The sequence below is a fragment of the Caminibacter pacificus genome (assembly GCF_003752135.1).
In the GTDB taxonomy this organism is placed as follows: domain Bacteria; phylum Campylobacterota; class Campylobacteria; order Campylobacterales; family Nautiliaceae; genus Caminibacter; species Caminibacter pacificus.
Map to the genome: position 1 here is coordinate 115,525 of NZ_RJVK01000002.1, position 17,483 is coordinate 133,007.

Annotated in this window: 19 protein-coding genes; 10 read left to right on the forward strand and 9 right to left on the reverse strand. The window is 30.7% G+C overall.

The window, feature by feature from the left end; all coding sequences use genetic code 11:
• Window positions 1–69 precede the first annotated feature (69 nt).
• Entirely contained in the window at window positions 70–441 is a 372-nt protein-coding gene (locus EDC58_RS04315; protein ID WP_123352280.1) for a c-type cytochrome, read from the forward strand.
• Window positions 438–1,334, forward strand: coding sequence for an HpcH/HpaI aldolase/citrate lyase family protein (locus tag EDC58_RS04320; RefSeq protein ID WP_123352281.1), 897 nt, complete (start codon window positions 438–440; stop codon window positions 1,332–1,334). The genes EDC58_RS04315 and EDC58_RS04320 overlap by 4 nt, the downstream gene beginning before the upstream one ends.
• 43 nt (window positions 1,335–1,377) lie before the next feature.
• On the opposite strand, the gene EDC58_RS04325 is transcribed toward EDC58_RS04320, so the two are convergent.
• Window positions 1,378–1,683, reverse strand: coding sequence for a hypothetical protein (locus tag EDC58_RS04325; protein WP_123352282.1), 306 nt, complete (start codon window positions 1,681–1,683; stop codon window positions 1,378–1,380).
• 156 nt (window positions 1,684–1,839) lie between these two features.
• On the opposite strand from EDC58_RS04325, the gene EDC58_RS04330 reads away from it, so the two are divergent.
• Both EDC58_RS04330 and EDC58_RS04335 read left to right on the forward strand, forming a co-directional pair.
• Complete coding sequence (locus tag EDC58_RS04330) at window positions 1,840–2,109, forward strand: hypothetical protein (protein ID WP_123352283.1); 270 nt, start codon at window positions 1,840–1,842, stop codon at window positions 2,107–2,109.
• On the forward strand, window positions 2,102–2,503 hold the full coding sequence (locus EDC58_RS04335; protein ID WP_123352284.1) for a type II toxin-antitoxin system VapC family toxin: 402 nt from the start codon (window positions 2,102–2,104) through the stop codon (window positions 2,501–2,503). The genes EDC58_RS04330 and EDC58_RS04335 overlap by 8 nt, the downstream gene beginning before the upstream one ends.
• A gap of 17 nt (window positions 2,504–2,520) precedes the next feature.
• On the opposite strand, the gene EDC58_RS04340 is transcribed toward EDC58_RS04335, so the two are convergent.
• Both EDC58_RS04340 and EDC58_RS04345 read right to left on the reverse strand, forming a co-directional pair.
• Window positions 2,521–3,111 carry a LysE family translocator gene (locus EDC58_RS04340; RefSeq protein ID WP_170151114.1) on the reverse strand — a complete coding sequence of 197 codons (591 nt, stop codon included), beginning with the start codon at window positions 3,109–3,111 and terminating at the stop codon, window positions 2,521–2,523.
• Between the two features lie 9 nt (window positions 3,112–3,120).
• Entirely contained in the window at window positions 3,121–3,750 is a 630-nt protein-coding gene (locus EDC58_RS04345; RefSeq protein WP_123352286.1) for a LysE family translocator, read from the reverse strand.
• Window positions 3,751–4,184: 434 nt separating this feature from the next.
• On the opposite strand from EDC58_RS04345, the gene EDC58_RS04350 reads away from it, so the two are divergent.
• The 6 genes from EDC58_RS04350 to EDC58_RS04375 are packed head-to-tail and all read left to right on the forward strand — an operon-like array spanning window position 4,185 to window position 10,801.
• Entirely contained in the window at window positions 4,185–6,044 is a 1,860-nt protein-coding gene (locus EDC58_RS04350) for a proton-conducting transporter transmembrane domain-containing protein (RefSeq protein WP_123352287.1), read from the forward strand.
• Window positions 6,041–6,961, forward strand: a complete 921-nt coding sequence (locus EDC58_RS04355) for a respiratory chain complex I subunit 1 family protein (protein ID WP_123352288.1) — start codon at window positions 6,041–6,043, stop codon at window positions 6,959–6,961. The genes EDC58_RS04350 and EDC58_RS04355 overlap by 4 nt, the downstream gene beginning before the upstream one ends.
• Before the next feature lies 1 nt (window position 6,962).
• Window positions 6,963–7,550, forward strand: coding sequence for a hydrogenase (locus EDC58_RS04360; protein ID WP_123352289.1), 588 nt, complete (start codon window positions 6,963–6,965; stop codon window positions 7,548–7,550).
• Window positions 7,551–8,930 carry a proton-conducting transporter transmembrane domain-containing protein gene (locus tag EDC58_RS04365; RefSeq protein WP_123352290.1) on the forward strand — a complete coding sequence of 460 codons (1,380 nt, stop codon included), beginning with the start codon at window positions 7,551–7,553 and terminating at the stop codon, window positions 8,928–8,930.
• On the forward strand, window positions 8,927–10,291 hold the full coding sequence (locus EDC58_RS04370) for a hydrogenase large subunit (RefSeq protein ID WP_123352291.1): 1,365 nt from the start codon (window positions 8,927–8,929) through the stop codon (window positions 10,289–10,291). The genes EDC58_RS04365 and EDC58_RS04370 overlap by 4 nt, the downstream gene beginning before the upstream one ends.
• A 9-nt stretch (window positions 10,292–10,300) precedes the next feature.
• Entirely contained in the window at window positions 10,301–10,801 is a 501-nt protein-coding gene (locus EDC58_RS04375) for an NADH-quinone oxidoreductase subunit B family protein (RefSeq protein ID WP_123352292.1), read from the forward strand.
• A 1-nt stretch (window position 10,802) separates the two neighbouring features.
• Here the strand turns inward: EDC58_RS04375 and EDC58_RS04380 are convergent, their stop codons facing one another.
• The 6 genes from EDC58_RS04380 to EDC58_RS04405 are packed head-to-tail and all read right to left on the reverse strand — an operon-like array spanning window position 10,803 to window position 17,379.
• Window positions 10,803–11,207, reverse strand: coding sequence for an acyl-CoA thioesterase (locus EDC58_RS04380; protein WP_123352293.1), 405 nt, complete (start codon window positions 11,205–11,207; stop codon window positions 10,803–10,805).
• Between the two features lie 26 nt (window positions 11,208–11,233).
• A complete protein-coding gene (locus tag EDC58_RS04385; RefSeq protein WP_123352294.1) occupies window positions 11,234–13,156 on the reverse strand; it encodes an EAL domain-containing protein in 1,923 nt (640 codons plus the stop codon).
• A complete protein-coding gene (locus EDC58_RS04390; protein WP_123352295.1) occupies window positions 13,153–14,613 on the reverse strand; it encodes a sensor histidine kinase in 1,461 nt (486 codons plus the stop codon). The genes EDC58_RS04385 and EDC58_RS04390 overlap by 4 nt, the downstream gene beginning before the upstream one ends.
• On the reverse strand, window positions 14,610–14,996 hold the full coding sequence (locus tag EDC58_RS04395) for a hypothetical protein (RefSeq protein WP_123352296.1): 387 nt from the start codon (window positions 14,994–14,996) through the stop codon (window positions 14,610–14,612). The genes EDC58_RS04390 and EDC58_RS04395 overlap by 4 nt, the downstream gene beginning before the upstream one ends.
• Complete coding sequence (locus tag EDC58_RS04400; RefSeq protein WP_123352297.1) at window positions 14,993–16,858, reverse strand: TonB-dependent receptor; 1,866 nt, start codon at window positions 16,856–16,858, stop codon at window positions 14,993–14,995. The genes EDC58_RS04395 and EDC58_RS04400 overlap by 4 nt, the downstream gene beginning before the upstream one ends.
• Complete coding sequence (locus EDC58_RS04405) at window positions 16,855–17,379, reverse strand: YbhB/YbcL family Raf kinase inhibitor-like protein (RefSeq protein WP_123352298.1); 525 nt, start codon at window positions 17,377–17,379, stop codon at window positions 16,855–16,857. The genes EDC58_RS04400 and EDC58_RS04405 overlap by 4 nt, the downstream gene beginning before the upstream one ends.
• Between the last annotated feature and the right edge of the window lie 104 nt (window positions 17,380–17,483).

The window sequence follows — 17,483 nt, forward strand, 5'->3', positions numbered from 1 at the left end:
AATTTTCCCTTTTTGGTAAAATATTTCAGAATTTTAACATAATTGAATAAACTTAAAGTGAAAGTAAATATGAAAAGAATCCTTTTATTTTTGATAATAACTTACGCCTTCTCTCAGGATTGGTTTATTACAAACTACGAATACGGAAAAATGCTATATCACAACCCAAGAGGTATCAGCTGTGCCAAATGTCACGGCGAAAAAGCAAAAGGAAAAATAATAGCCAAATATTACGTAACCAAAAAACACAAAAACGGCACGGTCGAAAAAATCCTAAAAGTAGTCAAAGCCCCGAATATTCAAAACGTAAGCTATGACGAATTAAAAGAAAGACTACTTCACTACAAATATCTCTCGGTAATGCCAAAATACAACTACCTAACAAAAGAAGAGATAGAGGCTTTATATCTCTATATCCACGCACAAAAGGATAAAAAATGATTTTCGAAGATATAAGCGAACTCGAAAAAATAGTAGAAAACAACGACATTCAAAAAGCCCTAAGCCTCATAAAACCTCCCAAAAAATTTCCTCTTGCAAAAACAAAAAAACGCTCGGCTTTAATGGTAAGCGCACATCAAGTCAAACACTTAAACAAAATCGACTCTCTCCCGACAGATATAATCATGCTAAACCTTGAAGACGGAGTCCCGAAAGATAAAAAAGAGATAGCAAGGGTAATGATAGGCGTATTTTTAAGCCATATTGAAAAAATCGATAAAGAGATAGTCATAAGAGTAAACGCGCTTGATGAGGGAGGAAAAAAAGATATCGAATTTTTAGAAAAATTCAACTTCAACGCTTTTAGAATCCCAAAAGTCAGAAGTATAGAAGATATCGACGATGTATTTATGAAAACCGAAAAAGAAATCCACGCCTCAATCGAAACCAAAGAAGCCTTTTTTAACCTAAAAGAGCTAAAACACCCGAAACTTACAACTTTTTATATAGGAATATACGACCTTCTAAACGAACTGAAAATCTCTCATAGCGTGATAGATTTAAATAATCCTTTGATTCATAGAATCTTAAGTGATTTTACTCTAACGGCGAGATATCTGAATATAACCCCGATAGGTTTTGTTTATCAACAATACAAAGACTTGGAAGGGTTTAAAAATTGGTGCTTGCTTCAAAAAAACTTGGGAATGCAAGGTGTGGGATGTATCACCCCGGCCCAATGCCAAATAGCCAATAAAATATTTGACGAAGACTTGGAATTTGCAAAAATGATAGTTAAAAGGTTTGAGAGTGAAGGTCCTTTTACTATCGACGGATTATTCGTCGATGAGCCTATTTATAAAAACTATTTGCAAATGTTAGATAATTCATAAGGTCTTTTTTATTCAAAATATAAAAATAAAAAAAGGAAATAAATTATTTTTTTAAAAATAAATATATATGAGGTATCATTAAAATTTTTCCTTTTAAAGGTCCGTTTAAAATTTTCACTTTACTTTCCACCCACATATCAGCTTGTGCAAAAATACTACCTTTTTTAGTATATTTTTTATTCCACTGTAAAACTACCCCTTTAGTATTGTTAGGAATAAGATATTCACCTTTACCTTTTAAATCTTTTCCACTCGGACAAGGATATGTTGCATAAGCATGAATATATACAATATCTTTTGCAAACAAAAGCGTTGACATTAACATTGTAAATAATAAAAACTTTTTCATCATTTCTCCTTTTTTAATAAAATATTATTAAATTTAAAAATTTTTTGTCAAATACCATAACACAACTGATAAAAAAATAGTTTTTTTAAATTCATAAAAATTTGACAAAAACTTTTTTATGTATTACAATAGACTAAAAGACAACAAAGGACAAAAATGACAACTCTAAGTATTAGAGACTTAGCCAGAAACTCTTCAATTCTTGACAAGTATGATTTCGTAGAAATTGTTGACAAAAGAAAAAACAAATTAAAAGGAGTGTTTATTTCAGCTAAATATGCAAAAGAGTTTGAAGAATTTATTAAAAGAAAAAAAGAAAAAGAAATTAAAGAATTACTACAATTTGCAGGTATTGCAAACGGAGAATTTGAGGATATGACCTCTCAAAAAATAAAAGAAAAAAAGAGAGAAAAATATAATGGATAAAATATTTTTAGATACGAATATTATTATAGACCTGCTTGATTCTAAAAGAAAAAACCACACTAAAGCAAAAAATCTTTTTATAAAATTAATCGAAAACGACTTTGAAGTTTTTATAAGTGAAGATATGATAACGACAATCTATTATATTCTAAAAGGTAATGAAAAAATTTTAGAGTTTTTTGAAAAAATAATAGAAGAATGGAATATCGTAGGATTCGGTAAAGACACTATATTAGAAAGTATAAATTATTGCAAAAAACACAAAACCGACTTGGAAGACGTTTTACAATGTATTTGTGCTAAAAATAACGGATGTGAACTATTTATTACCAATGACAAAAAATTTATAAACTGCGGTATAAAAATTGTAAATTACGATTTTTTTAATCTTTAAAATTTCTCTTTCATATATTACTCCACAAACAATATCATCAAGACAGATACGACAAGAAGTATCGCCATAGAAAAATTAAAAATTTTTGTAGTTTTTTCACTTTTGAATATCTTATTAAAACTTTTACCAAGCACCGCCCATGTAGATATCGCCAATACTATCAAAATATCCGAAATTATTATCGTAATGAATAAAGCCGCTAAAAAATTATCTTTTGGCAAATAGATTGTAACAATAGATAGTGCCGCAATCCAGGATTTAGGATTAATAACTTGAAAAAGCAAGGATTCTTTAAAAGTTATGGGCTTTGCTTCGTTTGTATTTAAGTTCGGCTTTGAAGTTGCGATTTTGTATGCAAGATATAAAAGATAAAAACTACACAAATACTTCATTACTTCAAATGCACTTTGGTATTTTAAAATAAGCTCTTTTATCCCGATACCTACCACAAAAAGCATAATAGAAAATCCGACCACCACCGCCAAAAGATGAGGAATAACTCTTTTAAACCCATAGTTAAACCCGACACTCATAGCAATTACATTATTGGGACCAGGAGAAAAAATAGCAACCGCTAAAAATATTACAAGAGGAATAAACCAAAACATCATTTTTCCTTATTTTTTAATAAACAACATCCCAATACCCATTAATACGAATACTGCTCCCGATATTTTATAAAACCATTCCAAACTTTTTTCATCGAAAAACCAGGCTTTTGCATGTTTGGAAATAAGACCATAAGTCATAAGAGAAACAAAAGAAATAACCATAAAAGTAAACGTCATTATAAAAAATTGCAACACAACCGGATGATTCGTTGATAAAAATAATGGAAAAATTGCCGTAAAAAACAGTATAGGTTTCGGATTCGTAGCGGCTACAAGAAATCCTTTAATGAAAACTTTTTTTGGATTATAATTTCTTATATGCTCATTTGTTTGGCTCAAATGGAATTCTTTATGACCACTTATCATATGTTTTACTCCAAGATAAATAAGATAAATAGCTCCTATAATTTTTAAAATCCAAAAAAACATATCGGATGTTTTAATTAATACTCCAACACCAAACATTGCAACTAACGATAATAAAAATAGCCCCAAAATATTTCCAAGACTTGAAAAGACAACAGCTCTTAAATCATACTTCATTGAATTATTGATTGCAAGTAGAATTGCCGCTCCCGGACTTGTAATAGTCAAAATCGAAATAATTAAATACCCCAAATAATTATGTAAATCCATTTTTCATCCTTTAAAATAATAAAGTTGAAAAATTGTAACAATTTTCTAAAAATAACGTTTAAGAATCATAACACACAATAACATCTTCAACTTATTATGTGAACTTTAGTAACATTAAAATATAAAATGAAATTAATATGTTACATAAGGTAACTTTCTCAAGTTTTTAAACATAATGCACTATTTTTCTTAATTTAACTTCATCCTTCGTAGTCCCTTTTGTATTTTTTTATAACTAAATTTATAATATCAATATTTTCAGGGAATAAAAAAAGAAGATGTGGTTGCATCGATAGCAAAAACTTTAAATAACTACTTGAGTATGTTCGTAACATTTTAACATTTTTTAACATTTTTTTAAGCATTTTATAAGTAAATGGAAGTATAATTTCGTCAGTTTTTCTTTCCTTAAATTTTACTTAAAGGCAAAGTTAATGTTTAGTTTGAATCCACTCTCAATGTTGTTTCTTTTTTTAATACTTCTTGGAGTAATTCCAAATCTTTTTTATATGACGGGATATTTATCTCATATAAAAAGAAAAACTCATTTTTTAATTCATTATTTTACGTTCATATTTTCAATGACAGGTGTCGTACTATCAAATGAAATACTTCCGTTTTTGTTTTTTTGGGAGCTTATGAGCCTTGCAAGCTGGCAGTTAATTTTAACTGAACCTACCGACGAAGCGATAAAAGCCGCAAGATTTTATTTTTTTATGACTCATTTCGGATTTGTATTTATTCTGCTTTTCTTTTTAATGCTCGGGGGAGATTCTTTATTTACAAATTTTGAAACTTTAAAAGAATTAGCGGCTGATTTTAAATACCCAACTTTACTCTTTTTACTTATAACCGTAGGATTTTTAAGCAAAGCCGGAGTCGTGCCGCTGCATGTATGGCTGCCTTACGCCCATCCGGCTGCACCTTCTCCAGTATCTGCTCTCATGAGTGGGATTATGCTAAAGATTGCAATTTATGCGTTTTTGAGATTTCTCTTTATTATTCCAAACTGGCAGATTGAATGGGGAGTGATTATTTTAGCATTAGGAGCTATTTCGAGCCTTGTCGGGGTATTGTATGCCATTGCAAGCCATGACATAAAAGCACTTCTTGCGAATCATTCAATTGAAAATATAGGAATTATCCTTATAGGGATCGGGGTTGGTATGATTTTTACATACCTTAAACTCCCTGCTCTTGCAGCATTTGCGTTTATTGCAGCAGTATATCACACGTTAAATCATATGAGTTTTAAATCTCTTCTTTTTATGAGTGCCGGAAGCGTTTTATATGCCACCCAAACAAAACATATAGAAAGCTACGGAGGACTTATAAAACTTATGCCGATTACCGCGTTTATGTTTTTAATAGCGGCTATTTCAATCTCTGCACTCCCTCCTACAAACGGATTTTTGAGTGAGTGGATGATATTCCAATCAATGCTTAGCTCAAGCGGTATTGACAATCTTGTACTAAAACTCTCTTTTCCTTTTGCGATTTTTGCATTGGCTCTAACCGGTGGACTTGCGATAGCTTGTTTTGTAAAGGCGTTTGGTATTACTTTTTTAGGTCTTGCAAGAAGCGAAAATGCAAAACACGCAAAAGAAGTAAACAAATTAATGCTGACAGGGCAGATTCTTATGGCTGGGGTTGTAATTTCGCTTATGCTTTTTATGCCGTTTTTTATAAAAATTATTAACTATTCTTTACCAATTACAGATATTTATCACAAACTTTTTCAAAATATTTGGGTGATGCACTCACTAAATTCAAACGGAGCGGTTGCTCCTCTTTTAATCTTAGCTGGACTTATAATTGTCGTTTTTGCGATATATGCGTTTTATAAATACCTAAATCCAAAAATTAGAATCTATCACACATGGGCTTGTGGATACAATACAAATGCAAAATCTCAATACTCAGCAACAGGTTTTGCAGGACCTATCAGAAGATTTTTTGAATGGCTTTATCGCCCGGAAGTTCATACTCATACTCAAACGATTTCAGGACATAAAACCAAATTTACGTCATCACTTTATGAAGTACATATAAAACCGCTTTTTGAAAAAAGTTTATACGACAATGTAGTAAAAGGACTGAATTTTCTAAGTTATTTTGTATATAAGCTCTCTCATTTTGAAAGACACAGATATTCAAGCCTTATTTTTATGCTTTTGATATTTGCCCTATTTAGTTTCAGAGTATTTTACAAAGAAATCAGTTGGGGAAATATTGTACTCGAAGTAATTGTAATGTCAATTTTTTATAAATTCTTATTCGGAGAAAACAAATGATAAACTATATCTTGACAATTCTCATTATCTTTTTAATAGCTCCGTTTTTATTAGGGCTTACAAAATCAATAAAAATGTTTTTGCTATTTAAAAAACCAATGAGCCCATTTCAGCCGTATATAGATTTTGCAAAACTTATTCATAAAGAGCTTGTTTACGCAAAAGAATCGAGTCTAATAAGCAGAATTGCCGTATTTATGATTTTAGCTCCTATTGTAGTGGTCGTATTTTTAATGCCACCGGTTTTTCATGGAAGTTTTTACATCTCATTCATCGACGCATTTACCATTACCGGACTTTTATCTCTTTCAACGTTTTTCTTAATGCTTTTAGGGCTTGACAGTGCAAGTGCGTTCGGAGGAATAGGTAGCAGTAGAGAAGCTTTTATTTCGGCACTTGTTGAACCTGCTATGATTTTAACGATTTTCAGCATTTCACTAATCGGACAAAGTATAGGAATCAGTAAAGCCGTTTTGAACCTGAACGACTATTTTGACATAAACCACGCGGCAAGTTTTGTATTAGCAGCTATTAGCTTTTTTATTATCCTGATTGCGGAAAACGGGAGAATTCCTGTTGACAACCCGGAAACTCATCTTGAGCTTACAATGGTGCATGAAGCTATGATTCTTGAGAGTACAGGTGCCGATTTGGCGTTAATCGAAATGGCAAGTGCTCTTAAATTTGCAATTTTCGCAACTCTTTTTGTTAGTCTCTTTTTACCTTTTGGGGTGAATCTATGCTGGTGCCTGGCTGTTACGGTTTTTATTCTTAAACTTATTTTAGTATCGGTTGCAGTGGCTTTAATTGAAGTGAATACGGCAAAACTAAGACTTTTTAAAGTGCCGAATCTTCTTGGAATTGCGATAATTTTCGGATTTTTATCGCTATTTATCTATTATGTGGTGGGAGAGTAAAATGATAAACGTATTAATAGGCTTTTTTATTGCCGTACTTATTGCTTCGCTTTTTACAAACAGACTCTTTAGACTCTATTTTTGGTACGGACTTAATTCTTTGATTTTAGGAAGTATTGCAATAGTAATCGGAAAATACTTAGGAAGTAAAGAACTGGTAATTATGGGAACACTAACAATAGTTATAAAATTTTTGATTATTCCTTTAGTACTTAAAAAAATAACCGTAAGATTTAAAATCAACAGAGACATAACTCCAATTATAAAAATTCAGTATCTAACGATAATAGTCCCTATTGTTTTGGTGTTTACATATTATCTGATTACGCCTGTTTTAAATTCTTTCACAACACATCCGAATTTTGTGGCAATTTCAATAAGCTCGCTTTTTCTTTCACTTCTTTTAATAATGGAACACAAAAAAATGATTGCAAAAATTATGGGCTTTTTATTTATTGAAAACTCTTTGTTTTTACTCGGAATTGTCGCAACAAACGGAATGCCTTCACTTATTGAACTTGGAGTATTTTTTGATTTGATGATGTTTATTTTAATTATCAACCTACTTTTTAAATATCAAGGAGAATAGATGGAATTTCTTTTTGCGCCTCCGTTAATTGTATTTATTTTAAGTTATTTCAAAATAAGCAGAACCCTAATGGCTTTTATCGCTTCAACAATATTTTTCGGAGTAATCTATACGGTTACCCACCCTTTTATAAACGACTATTTTTATATTGATAAACTTGGAAGTTTTGTTCTTGTTGTATCTTCAATAGTAGCCGTTGCGGTTTTTGCTTCAATGATTTCTTTGCCAGATAGAATCAAACTTAATAAAAAATCAATCAAAAGGTTTTACAGATTCTTTGCGGTTTTTTGGATAGGAATAATTATCTCAATCCTTTCAAACAACATGGGGCTTTACTGGGTTGGGCTTGAATTTGCGACTTTATCAACCGTATATATGATAAAAGTAAAAGTTTCAAAAGAAGCGGACATTGAAGCGTGGAGATATCTGATAGTCGGAGCAATCGCAATTTCGCTTATTCTTTTTGGAATAATTTTAATTTACGCAGCGAGTAAAGATGTTTTGGGCGAAAATGCTATGAACTTTTACTCACTAATTAACAACACTCAAAAAATAAACGATTATCTTTTTGAGCTCGGGTTTATATTTGTAATGATAGGGATGTTTATTAAAATGGGCTTTTTTCCGATGAATTTGTGGCTGGCGGATATTGAAAGAGCTTCAGTTTATCAAGTCGGAGCACTCTTTAGCGGTATACTTGAGAGTGCGATAATTTTAGGATTCTTCAGGTTTTCAATGATAGAAAAACATATCAATTATTCCCATTTAATCGGAATCGGATACACTTATATCTTAATAACTCTCTTTTTTGTAAGTTTTTTAATCTACAGGGCGAAAGATTTTGTTCGTCTTTTTTCACTTTCCGGAATTGAACATATGAGTTTAATTGCTCTATTTTGGATAAGCGGAGGATATTTTGCGGCACTTCTTCATTTCGCCGCTCATGCTTTTATGAAACCGGGTCTTTTTATAAGCTCACAGATTTTAGAACAAAACAAAAAATATATATTCAAAGGCACATTGAAAAATCTCAATAAATTTGCCGCTTTTATGATTGGTGCTATGTTTTTAGGGGTGATTTCCCTTCCTCCAAGCCCTATGTTTTTCAGTGAAATATACGGATTTAAAGCGATGATTGACATTGCAAAAGATTCAAATTATTTCTTTTTAATGATTGGAGCCGTTTTTATTCTTTTAATACTCCTTAGCATTATATTTTACAGATTCGTTCATATTTATCAGGATATGCAATACATTGGAGATGAAAAAGAAAAAACAGTTTATAAAAGCGAAATGATTGCGATTCTAATTCTTTTTATTTCAACCGCCTTGCTTTTACTTCCACAAAGTTTTGATTTTATTGAAGGGATTATGAAATGAGATTAATTGCCAGATTTGCACTTGATAAGTTAGATAACTTTGAAATAATTGATGTTTATGACAATAAAATCGAACGCCAAAGCGTAGATAAAAAAAATCCGACAGTTAAATCACTTATGCCAAAATACCCCTCAGCCATTTGGATGGAGAGAAAAATAAGAGATGAGTTCGGAATAGAATTTGAAGGGGCGTTTGACAATAGACCTCTTGTAAAACACGAAAGATTTCCAAAACACATCTATCCTTTAAGAAAAGATTTTAATAAAAAAGAGATTGATTTCACGGTATTCACTCCTTACAAATACGAAGAAATCGAAGGAGATAACGTCTTTGTAGTACCTGTGGGACCAATTCATGCAGGAATTATAGAACCAGGACATTTTCAGTTTTCCCAAGCAGGTGAAGAGATACTTCATCTTGAAGTTAGGCACTATTACAAGTACCGCGGAATTGAAAAAATGGTTGAAAACAAAATTCCTCAAGAAATCAAAAAAATAGTTGAAAGAATCAGCGGAAATGAAAGCATTGCCTATCAAATTGCCTTTATGGATATTTTAGCTCAAGCAAGCGAAAGTGAAATTCCGAATTCCCTTAAACAAAAATATTTTACTCTTCTTGAACTTGAAAGAATTATTCATCACTTAACTGATTTAGGGTTTATACCAAATGACGCGGGATTTGGTGCTGCACTTGCATTTATGAGCAAATTAGCAGAAGATGCAAGAAGAGTTATGGCAAAAATCACGGGACACAGATTCGGATTCGGGGCGATAAAAGAGGAAGTTGAAATTGACTATCAAGAACTTACCAAATTTATAGATTATTTAAAAAAAGAAGTTGAGTTTTTTGAAGACTGGATAAACGTTATTGCAAGTTTATGGGACAGATTTAATACCACAGGGGCTTTAAGCAGACAAAAGGCTGTAAAATATGGAGTTGTGGGTGTGGCGGCGAGAGCCAGCGGAATTGAAATTGATGTGAGAAACAATCTTTTTTATAAAAACTTCGGATATAAAATGCAGCTTGGAAATAAAGGCGAAGTATCGGATAGATTTAGAGTAAGAATAAAAGAAGTTTTAAATTCAATTGAAATGATAAAAAATTTCAAAACCGATAAAAAAGAAAAACTGATACTTAATAACTTTAAAGACGGAGAATATATGAGTTTTGTAGAAAGCTCTATCGGTGAGCTTTTTATGTATATGAAAATTAAAGAAGGTATAGTCGACAGATTTTACGTACGTGACCCGTCACACATAAATTGGCAGGCGTTTCACACTACAATTTACAAAGATATTATTGCCGATTTTCCGCTTATTAATAAAAGTTTTGATTTAAGTTATGCCGGAAACGATTTATAAAGGATAAAAATGCTAAGATTCTGGGAAAAAAGAATTAAAACGGGAATAGTTACCGAAAATTTAGAATTTGACAAAGAACTTGAAGAAATTAAAAAACAGATAAAAAACAAAATCAAAAAACATTTTGCCGGAAGCCTGGCAATAAGAATGGTTGACAGCGGAAGCTGTAACGCATGCGAAGCCGAATGTAACGCTTTAAGCAACCCCTATTATGACTTAGAGAGACTCGGAATACATTTTGTAGCAAGCCCGAGACACGCGGACGTTATGTTTTTAAGCGGTGTAATGACTATGAATATGTACCATCATGCAATAGACTGTTATAACCAGATGCCATCACCTAAATGGGTAATTGCAATAGGAGATTGTGTAAAAGATTTGGGAGTTTTTGAAAAAACATACGCAATAAAAGGAAATGATTTAAACATAGACTATTTTATCCCGGGTTGTCCTCCAAACCCGAAAGATATAATAAAAGGACTTTTGGAATTTTTAAAAACTTTTGAATAAACTAATCCACAAAAAAATTTTTTACAATATCTTCCGGAATTCTCTTCGGTCTTTGGGTTTTAAAATCCACAAAAACCCATTCGCTAAAGCCGTGGGTAATGAGTTTGTCGTTTTTATAGATTTCATATTTTCTGATTACAAGCAGCTTTTTAACCTCATCAATCCATGTTTTCAAAACAAGCTCGTCCCCCTCAAACGCCGGAAGTTTATATTCTATGCAGTGTTTTCTCGCAACCCAGCTGACTCCGTGTGTTTTATAGTATTCAACACCGAAGCCCTCATAGGTGGAGTGTTCCATTGCAATATTTATCATCCATTCGAGATATTTCAGGTTATTAACGTGCCCGTTAAAATCGATATCTTCTTTTGATACGACAATTTTTTTTTCGTAAATTTTAGGTTTCATACCGGCCTCTTTTTTAAATAATTATATTAAATTAAAACCGGTTTTGAAAAATAATACCCTTGCGAATAATCAATTCCAAGCTCACATACTTTTTGAAAAATCTCCTCCGTTTCTACAAATTCCGCAATCGTTTTTATATTGTTTGAATTTGCAAAATCCACAATAGCTTTTACGATACTTTGAGAAAAACTATCGTTTGGTAAATCCCTAATAAGTGTTCCGTCAATTTTTAGAAAATCGGGTTGATATTTTTTGAGCCTGATAAAATTCGAATATCCGGTACCGAAATCGTCAATAGCGATTTTAACGCCTAATGATTTTATTTTTTTAATAAATTCTTCAAGTTCTTGAGAACTTCTTGAATTCGCATCTTCTAATAACTCGAAAGTCACTCTGCTTGCGATATCAGGATTTTCCTGAAGTAATTTATAAATATAATTTCTTGTAGACGCTTTTTCTATATCTATCTCCGAAATATTTATACTTAGCTCTTTTAATTTTTTTAGTTTTTCAAAGCTTATATTCAAAACTTCATACGTAATTCTTGAATAAAAACTTCCTTTTTTTGCAATATCCAAAAATACCGCCGGGACTATATAGTTTCCGTCTTTATGGATTCTCACAAGCGTTTCGTATTTTTCTATTTTTTTAGTTTTATTATTGATTATCGGTTGATATACGCACATAAAAAGTTTTTTATCAAGTGCCTCTTTTATCAAATGCAAAACCTCAAGATTTTGTTTTGAGACTTTTTTCATTTGTTCTTTTAGATTTGTTGCGATTATAAAACTACGATGATCTTTCAATATTTTTCTTATTCCAAGACGCGCGTTTTCATAAGCGTCTTTTCCAATAGCGACACTAATCAAAATAGATATATCATACTCCAACCCTTGAATATTAATAGTAGAGTTATTAATATTTTTTTGATATTCTCTTAATTCTTTAATAACTTTCCCAAAATCGTAATTTTCAAGTTCACCTGCTATTGCAAACTCTCCGTTATCTAAGTAAAAAATTTTTTTAAAACATTTCGGCATACTACTTTTTAATATTTCTTCGAATTTTTTCTCAAGTCTTTCGGTGAATTCCTCACCAAAAAGGCTTCTTAAATTTTCAAAATTTTCAATATAAATTTCAGCCACTAAAGGATTTTGATGAGTATTTATATAATCGAGCAAAAGTCTTCTTGGTTTCATCATATCGTCAATATCATATGCGAGCATAATATACTCTTTTAGCTCGTCATTTTCATAAAAAGGTTTAATAATCGCATTTAGATATTTTATTTCATCTCTTTTCGTAAATACTTTTAAAATTCCGTTAAAAATCACATGTTCTTTTAACGATTCAAAATTAACATTTCCAAAAAATATACTTTCAAAATTTTTATTTTGAATTTCTACGAACTCATATCCCAAAATATTTAAAAGAGCTTGATTAGCATAAGTGATTTTGTGATTTTTGTCTATTTTACAAACAAGTGAAGATTTATCGACTATATCCTGATACTGCTTTAATAACGAATAATATTTTTTTGCATTTGTTTTATTAACATAATCTTTTATAATTTTTTCAAGAACGGAAATAATCTGCTCTAAATCAATAGGTTTCAAAATAAAGCCGTCAACTCCGATTTTTATTGCATCTAAAAAATATTCGGTTTCGTTATAAGCCGTTACGACGATTGTATAAACGTTATCGTCAATTTTTTTTATCTCTCTTAACATATCAAGCCCGTTCATTTTAGGCATATTAATATCAGTAATAACCAAATCGAATTTTTCACTTTTAAATTTTTGAAGTCCTTCTTCTCCGTTTGTCGCCGTTTTCAGGTTTATAAAAAATCTTTTTAACAAGTTCCCTATCGTATTTCGAGCCTCTTCGTTATCTTCTACGAAAAGTACTTTTAACTGTTTCGTTTTTTCGATTATTTTCTCAAAACTCATTTTGCATCCTTACTCAAAACGATCCTAAATACCGCTCCCTCTTCATCATTATATTGCAAAATTTCTCCTCCTAACCTCTGCTCCACAATATTTTTACTCATATACAACCCTAATCCGGTACCGTTTTTTTCATTTTTAGTCGTAAAGTAAGGCTCGAAAATTTTATCTTTATATTTTTCATCAACCCCTCCTCCGTTATCTTTTACCTCAATTATACATTTATCGTCATTTTCAAAAATTTCTATAACGATTTTTGGATTATCAACTTTTCTCTCAATCAATATATCCTCGGCATTTTTTATAAGATTTAAAAGTACTTGTTTTAATTCATTAGGATAAGTTTTTATCTTTTGTTTACATTTTAAATGATTTTTAATTTTTATATTTTTATTTTTTAGAGAAGAAGAAGCTATGTTTAAAACTTCTTGCAATATTTCATCAAAATCCACTTCTCTTTTTTCATTATCTTTTCTATAAAATTTTCTAAAATCATCTATAGTGGAACTCAAATGTTTTATCATTTTTTTTATAGTTTCAAGATTTCTTTTAGTTTTTTGAGGATTATTTTCGTTTAGCATCATATCCATTTCCATATCCGCTACAACCCCACCGATTACGTTTAACGGCTGTCTCCATTGATGAGCAATCATACTAAGAAGTTCACCCATTAAAGCAAGACGAGATTGCATAATGAGCTGTCTGTCTTTTTCTCTACTTTTTTCGACCTCTTCTTTTACTCTGCTCTCCAATGTTTTGTTCAGTTCTTTCAATCTATCCAAAAGTTTTTGCATTTTTTTCTGACGTGAGATATCATAAAATAAGAAAATAGAAAGTATTACTACAGAAAGCAACAACACTGAAATAAATAAAAACAAAGATTTTTTCAAAATTATCAAATTACTATCGATATAAGAAAGAGGTTCCGTAGAGAAATCTATTACGATTAAATAACTGACTTTAGAATCATTATCCAATACAGGATATACATAAGTAGTCCAAACACCTTTGATATCTTGTTTATAATAGATAGGTTTTTTCGTTTTTATCGCTTTTAACCACAAATCTTTTCTAGTCGGTTCAAATCTTTCATTAAAATCAAACCTATCTTTAGGATTAAGGCTCCCATCTCCAATAACTCTAAAAAATTTACCGTCATAATAAGTTAAAAATACGTTTTTAAAATCGCTTGTAATATATGTACTCAAATACAAATCTAACTCGCTTCTTAATTTCGGTTGTTTTTCCAATACTACTTTTATATTTCCATATTTTAGCAAAATATATCTTTCAATGTTTCTTGAAAAACTCTTTACTTCTTTTAATAAGAAATCAAATGTATCTTCCGATATACGTTTTTCTACATTTTTAAAAGTAATCCATATTACCATACTAAACAAAAACATTACAATAATCAAAAACACTAAGAAAAAAACGCTTTTTGACTGTTTTGAATTCATTCTAAAAAGTCCTCAAATTCTTTTGAAATATATAAATGATATTTTTCCAGTTCTTTTTTTCTAAGTCTTAACTGAGGTCTTCCTTTTCTCCAATAAAAAGCGCCTATTGCATTTTTATTGTTTTTAAATTTATAATAATCGAGTAAAAATCTAGGTTTAGTACAATTTTTATCTACATCCCCTATAATTACATCAGCTTTTTTACAGCTTTTCACCACTATCAATACTCTAGAATTGGCATTTTTTATATCCGGATTGTTTGTAAGCACATAAACTACCGGTTTTTGAAAAAGAGTTGAAAATAATTTTTCAAAAAGTTCTATTTTAGCCGATGCGAATAACAACACTACTGAAAAAAACAATAAAATTATTACTTTTTTCAAAACATATACTCCACTGATAAAGTTATGCTTCTCTCAAGCAAAGGCGTAGTTATTACATCTCTTTCTTGTGTATTCATATCTATAGTTAAATAACCGTTTTCATAGCGTTTATTAAGAATATTTTGAGCTTTTAAAGAGATAGAAAAGTTATCGTTAACGTTATATTTAACTCCACCGTTTAAGTCGTAACCTCTTTTCGAAGAATCACCGAATTTTGAATATCTAAACACCAAACTTTCAAATAAATCGAATTTTTTTATTCTATGTGTGTTTAAAAAAATTATTCTTATAATTTTCTTAATAGGAGCGTCTTCCAAAATCATATCGCTTGCATCAATTACAAAATCGTTAATAATATTGTAATTTTTGTGATATCTAACATTAAAAATTTTAAGTTTCATAGGTTCCGGAATACTTTGTAATCCTTCTTTCGTAAATAAAAGATAATTACTATGTTTAGCATACATATAAATACCTTCTATATTACTGCTTGAATTTAATTGTCTTTTATATTTAAAAATAAAAACGTTAGTTTTTTGCGGTTCAATATTTCTACTATCACCTAAAAGAGTAGAAATAAGATATGGAGGAATACCGAATTCATAATGATAGAAAAACAGCTTAAAAACGTCATTTTTATCTAAAAGATACGTATTTCCTATTTTGTATTGTTTTAACTTCCTATCGTTAATATTGTCAGATTCATAAATCGAATACGCTGCTCCTAACGTTAAAATGGCATTTTTCAAATATTGATAATTATTTTCCATAAATGCAGTATAAATATCCTGTCTTTTAACTCCTTCGTAATCGAAATAATAAGAATTTAATTTTATGGTAGGATAATCCATTCTTTTAAATCTAGCACTAACACCGGTTACGAATTTATTTTTCGAAGTTGTTTTTTTATATACGAATTCCGTAGTATGAACTTTACCTATTCCTTTGATTAATACGTCATACAAAGGAATATTAAATTGTAAAGAATAAAAAACCGGGGTAGGACTTTCGGCAAAAACAGATTTATCGTTTGTATAATCCAAAGAGTATTTGAAAGTAAAGTTATCGTTAAATTTATGATCTATACCAAAATGTAAATATTTAGTCCAAACCAACGACTTCTTAATATTTCCGTCTACACTCAATCCTAAAAAAGAGTGCTGTTTATAAAAAATCGTACTTAAAAGATATCTGGTTTTTTCATTATAAACAGACAAAAGATAATGATAAGTAAGAGAATCTCTATTTAAAAGCGTATCTTTATAAGGAATCGTTTTATGTCCGATATAATCTCTGGAAAAATGAGTATAAACGTTATACTTTCCTGAGTTAGCAAAATCCACTACCTGGGAATTACTTTTAAACGTACCGTAACTCGTAGCAATTCTAGTACCTTCATCTCTTTTCGCGTCTTTAGAATAAAGTTTAATAATAATATACGCAGGTTCCGGACTTAATTCATACGTCGGAGACATATAATAAATTTCGATATGATCTATAAAACTCAAATCAATTTTCGAATATAAAAACAAAGCATTATCGTATTTTGCGGTTGTTAGTTCTTGATTATCAAGAAAAATTCTTACACCTACGGTATTATAGGGAATAAAATACGAATTCCACGGGTCGGTTATTCCATATCTGTTTTCTCCATATCCGATAATCGTATGTTTTAATACGTCAGAAAGATATTTTGCTTGCATCATATCAAGCTGATATCTCGTAATTACATAAGAAATCCCCGCACTTTCTTGCATAGTTTTTTTGGATAAATCTTCACTCTTTTCTATTTTATTTAAAAGCATATTCAAATCACCTGCAAATAAAATAGAAAAGAAGAGGAGAAAAGAAAGTAATCTCATCGCCATCCTCTCGCATATAATCCCATAATCGAAGCTTTTGCTATTGCATGTTGCTCTATAGCTTTTGCGATTATTTGAGGATTGGTTTCTCTTTTGACTTTAAAACCTGCAACATTTAAAGCATATACGGTTATAATGTATCTATGTGGAGGCCCCGGAGGCGGACAAGGACCACCGTATCCAATCTCTCCGTAGTCGTTTATAGTCTGATATCCCAAATCAAAATATTCGCTAACCGGACTTCCGGCATTTTCGGGGAATTCGGTCACGTTAGTCGGTATATTTATAACAACCCAATGCCACCATCCGTGACCTGTCGGCGCATCAGGGTCAAACATCGTTATTGCAAATGATTTAGTCTCCTTAGGAGCATCTTTCCATATAAGCGTAGGTGATATATTTTCTCCACCGCACGCCGGATACACGTGTTTAAGTGAAATTTTCTCCTTAAAATCAGGAGAATATAAAGTAAATGCCATACTCATAACTACCCCTCCAATCAATAATAGCAACTTTTTCATCCCCTTCTCCTTTTCTAATCCCATAAATTATAACAAGTTATTATAATTTATTGTCAATTTAAAATTTTTGTGTTATATAAATATCGACACGTAATCACCTTTCT

What these genes read in the sequence shown, in the direction of transcription:
- EDC58_RS04315 (WP_123352280.1), top strand. Translation starts at nt 70, where the DNA reads ATGAAAAGAATCCTTTTATTTTTGATAATAACTTACGCCTTCTCTCAG.
- EDC58_RS04320 (WP_123352281.1), top strand. Translation starts at nt 438, where the DNA reads ATGATTTTCGAAGATATAAGCGAACTCGAAAAAATAGTAGAAAACAAC.
- EDC58_RS04325 (WP_123352282.1), bottom strand. Translation starts at nt 1,683, where the DNA reads ATGAAAAAGTTTTTATTATTTACAATGTTAATGTCAACGCTTTTGTTT.
- EDC58_RS04330 (WP_123352283.1), top strand. Translation starts at nt 1,840, where the DNA reads ATGACAACTCTAAGTATTAGAGACTTAGCCAGAAACTCTTCAATTCTT.
- EDC58_RS04335 (WP_123352284.1), top strand. Translation starts at nt 2,102, where the DNA reads ATGGATAAAATATTTTTAGATACGAATATTATTATAGACCTGCTTGAT.
- EDC58_RS04340 (WP_170151114.1), bottom strand. Translation starts at nt 3,111, where the DNA reads ATGTTTTGGTTTATTCCTCTTGTAATATTTTTAGCGGTTGCTATTTTT.
- EDC58_RS04345 (WP_123352286.1), bottom strand. Translation starts at nt 3,750, where the DNA reads ATGGATTTACATAATTATTTGGGGTATTTAATTATTTCGATTTTGACT.
- EDC58_RS04350 (WP_123352287.1), top strand. Translation starts at nt 4,185, where the DNA reads ATGTTTAGTTTGAATCCACTCTCAATGTTGTTTCTTTTTTTAATACTT.
- EDC58_RS04355 (WP_123352288.1), top strand. Translation starts at nt 6,041, where the DNA reads ATGATAAACTATATCTTGACAATTCTCATTATCTTTTTAATAGCTCCG.
- EDC58_RS04360 (WP_123352289.1), top strand. Translation starts at nt 6,963, where the DNA reads ATGATAAACGTATTAATAGGCTTTTTTATTGCCGTACTTATTGCTTCG.
- EDC58_RS04365 (WP_123352290.1), top strand. Translation starts at nt 7,551, where the DNA reads ATGGAATTTCTTTTTGCGCCTCCGTTAATTGTATTTATTTTAAGTTAT.
- EDC58_RS04370 (WP_123352291.1), top strand. Translation starts at nt 8,927, where the DNA reads ATGAGATTAATTGCCAGATTTGCACTTGATAAGTTAGATAACTTTGAA.
- EDC58_RS04375 (WP_123352292.1), top strand. Translation starts at nt 10,301, where the DNA reads ATGCTAAGATTCTGGGAAAAAAGAATTAAAACGGGAATAGTTACCGAA.
- EDC58_RS04380 (WP_123352293.1), bottom strand. Translation starts at nt 11,207, where the DNA reads ATGAAACCTAAAATTTACGAAAAAAAAATTGTCGTATCAAAAGAAGAT.
- EDC58_RS04385 (WP_123352294.1), bottom strand. Translation starts at nt 13,156, where the DNA reads ATGAGTTTTGAGAAAATAATCGAAAAAACGAAACAGTTAAAAGTACTT.
- EDC58_RS04390 (WP_123352295.1), bottom strand. Translation starts at nt 14,613, where the DNA reads ATGAATTCAAAACAGTCAAAAAGCGTTTTTTTCTTAGTGTTTTTGATT.
- EDC58_RS04400 (WP_123352297.1), bottom strand. Translation starts at nt 16,858, where the DNA reads ATGAGATTACTTTCTTTTCTCCTCTTCTTTTCTATTTTATTTGCAGGT.
- EDC58_RS04405 (WP_123352298.1), bottom strand. Translation starts at nt 17,379, where the DNA reads ATGAAAAAGTTGCTATTATTGATTGGAGGGGTAGTTATGAGTATGGCA.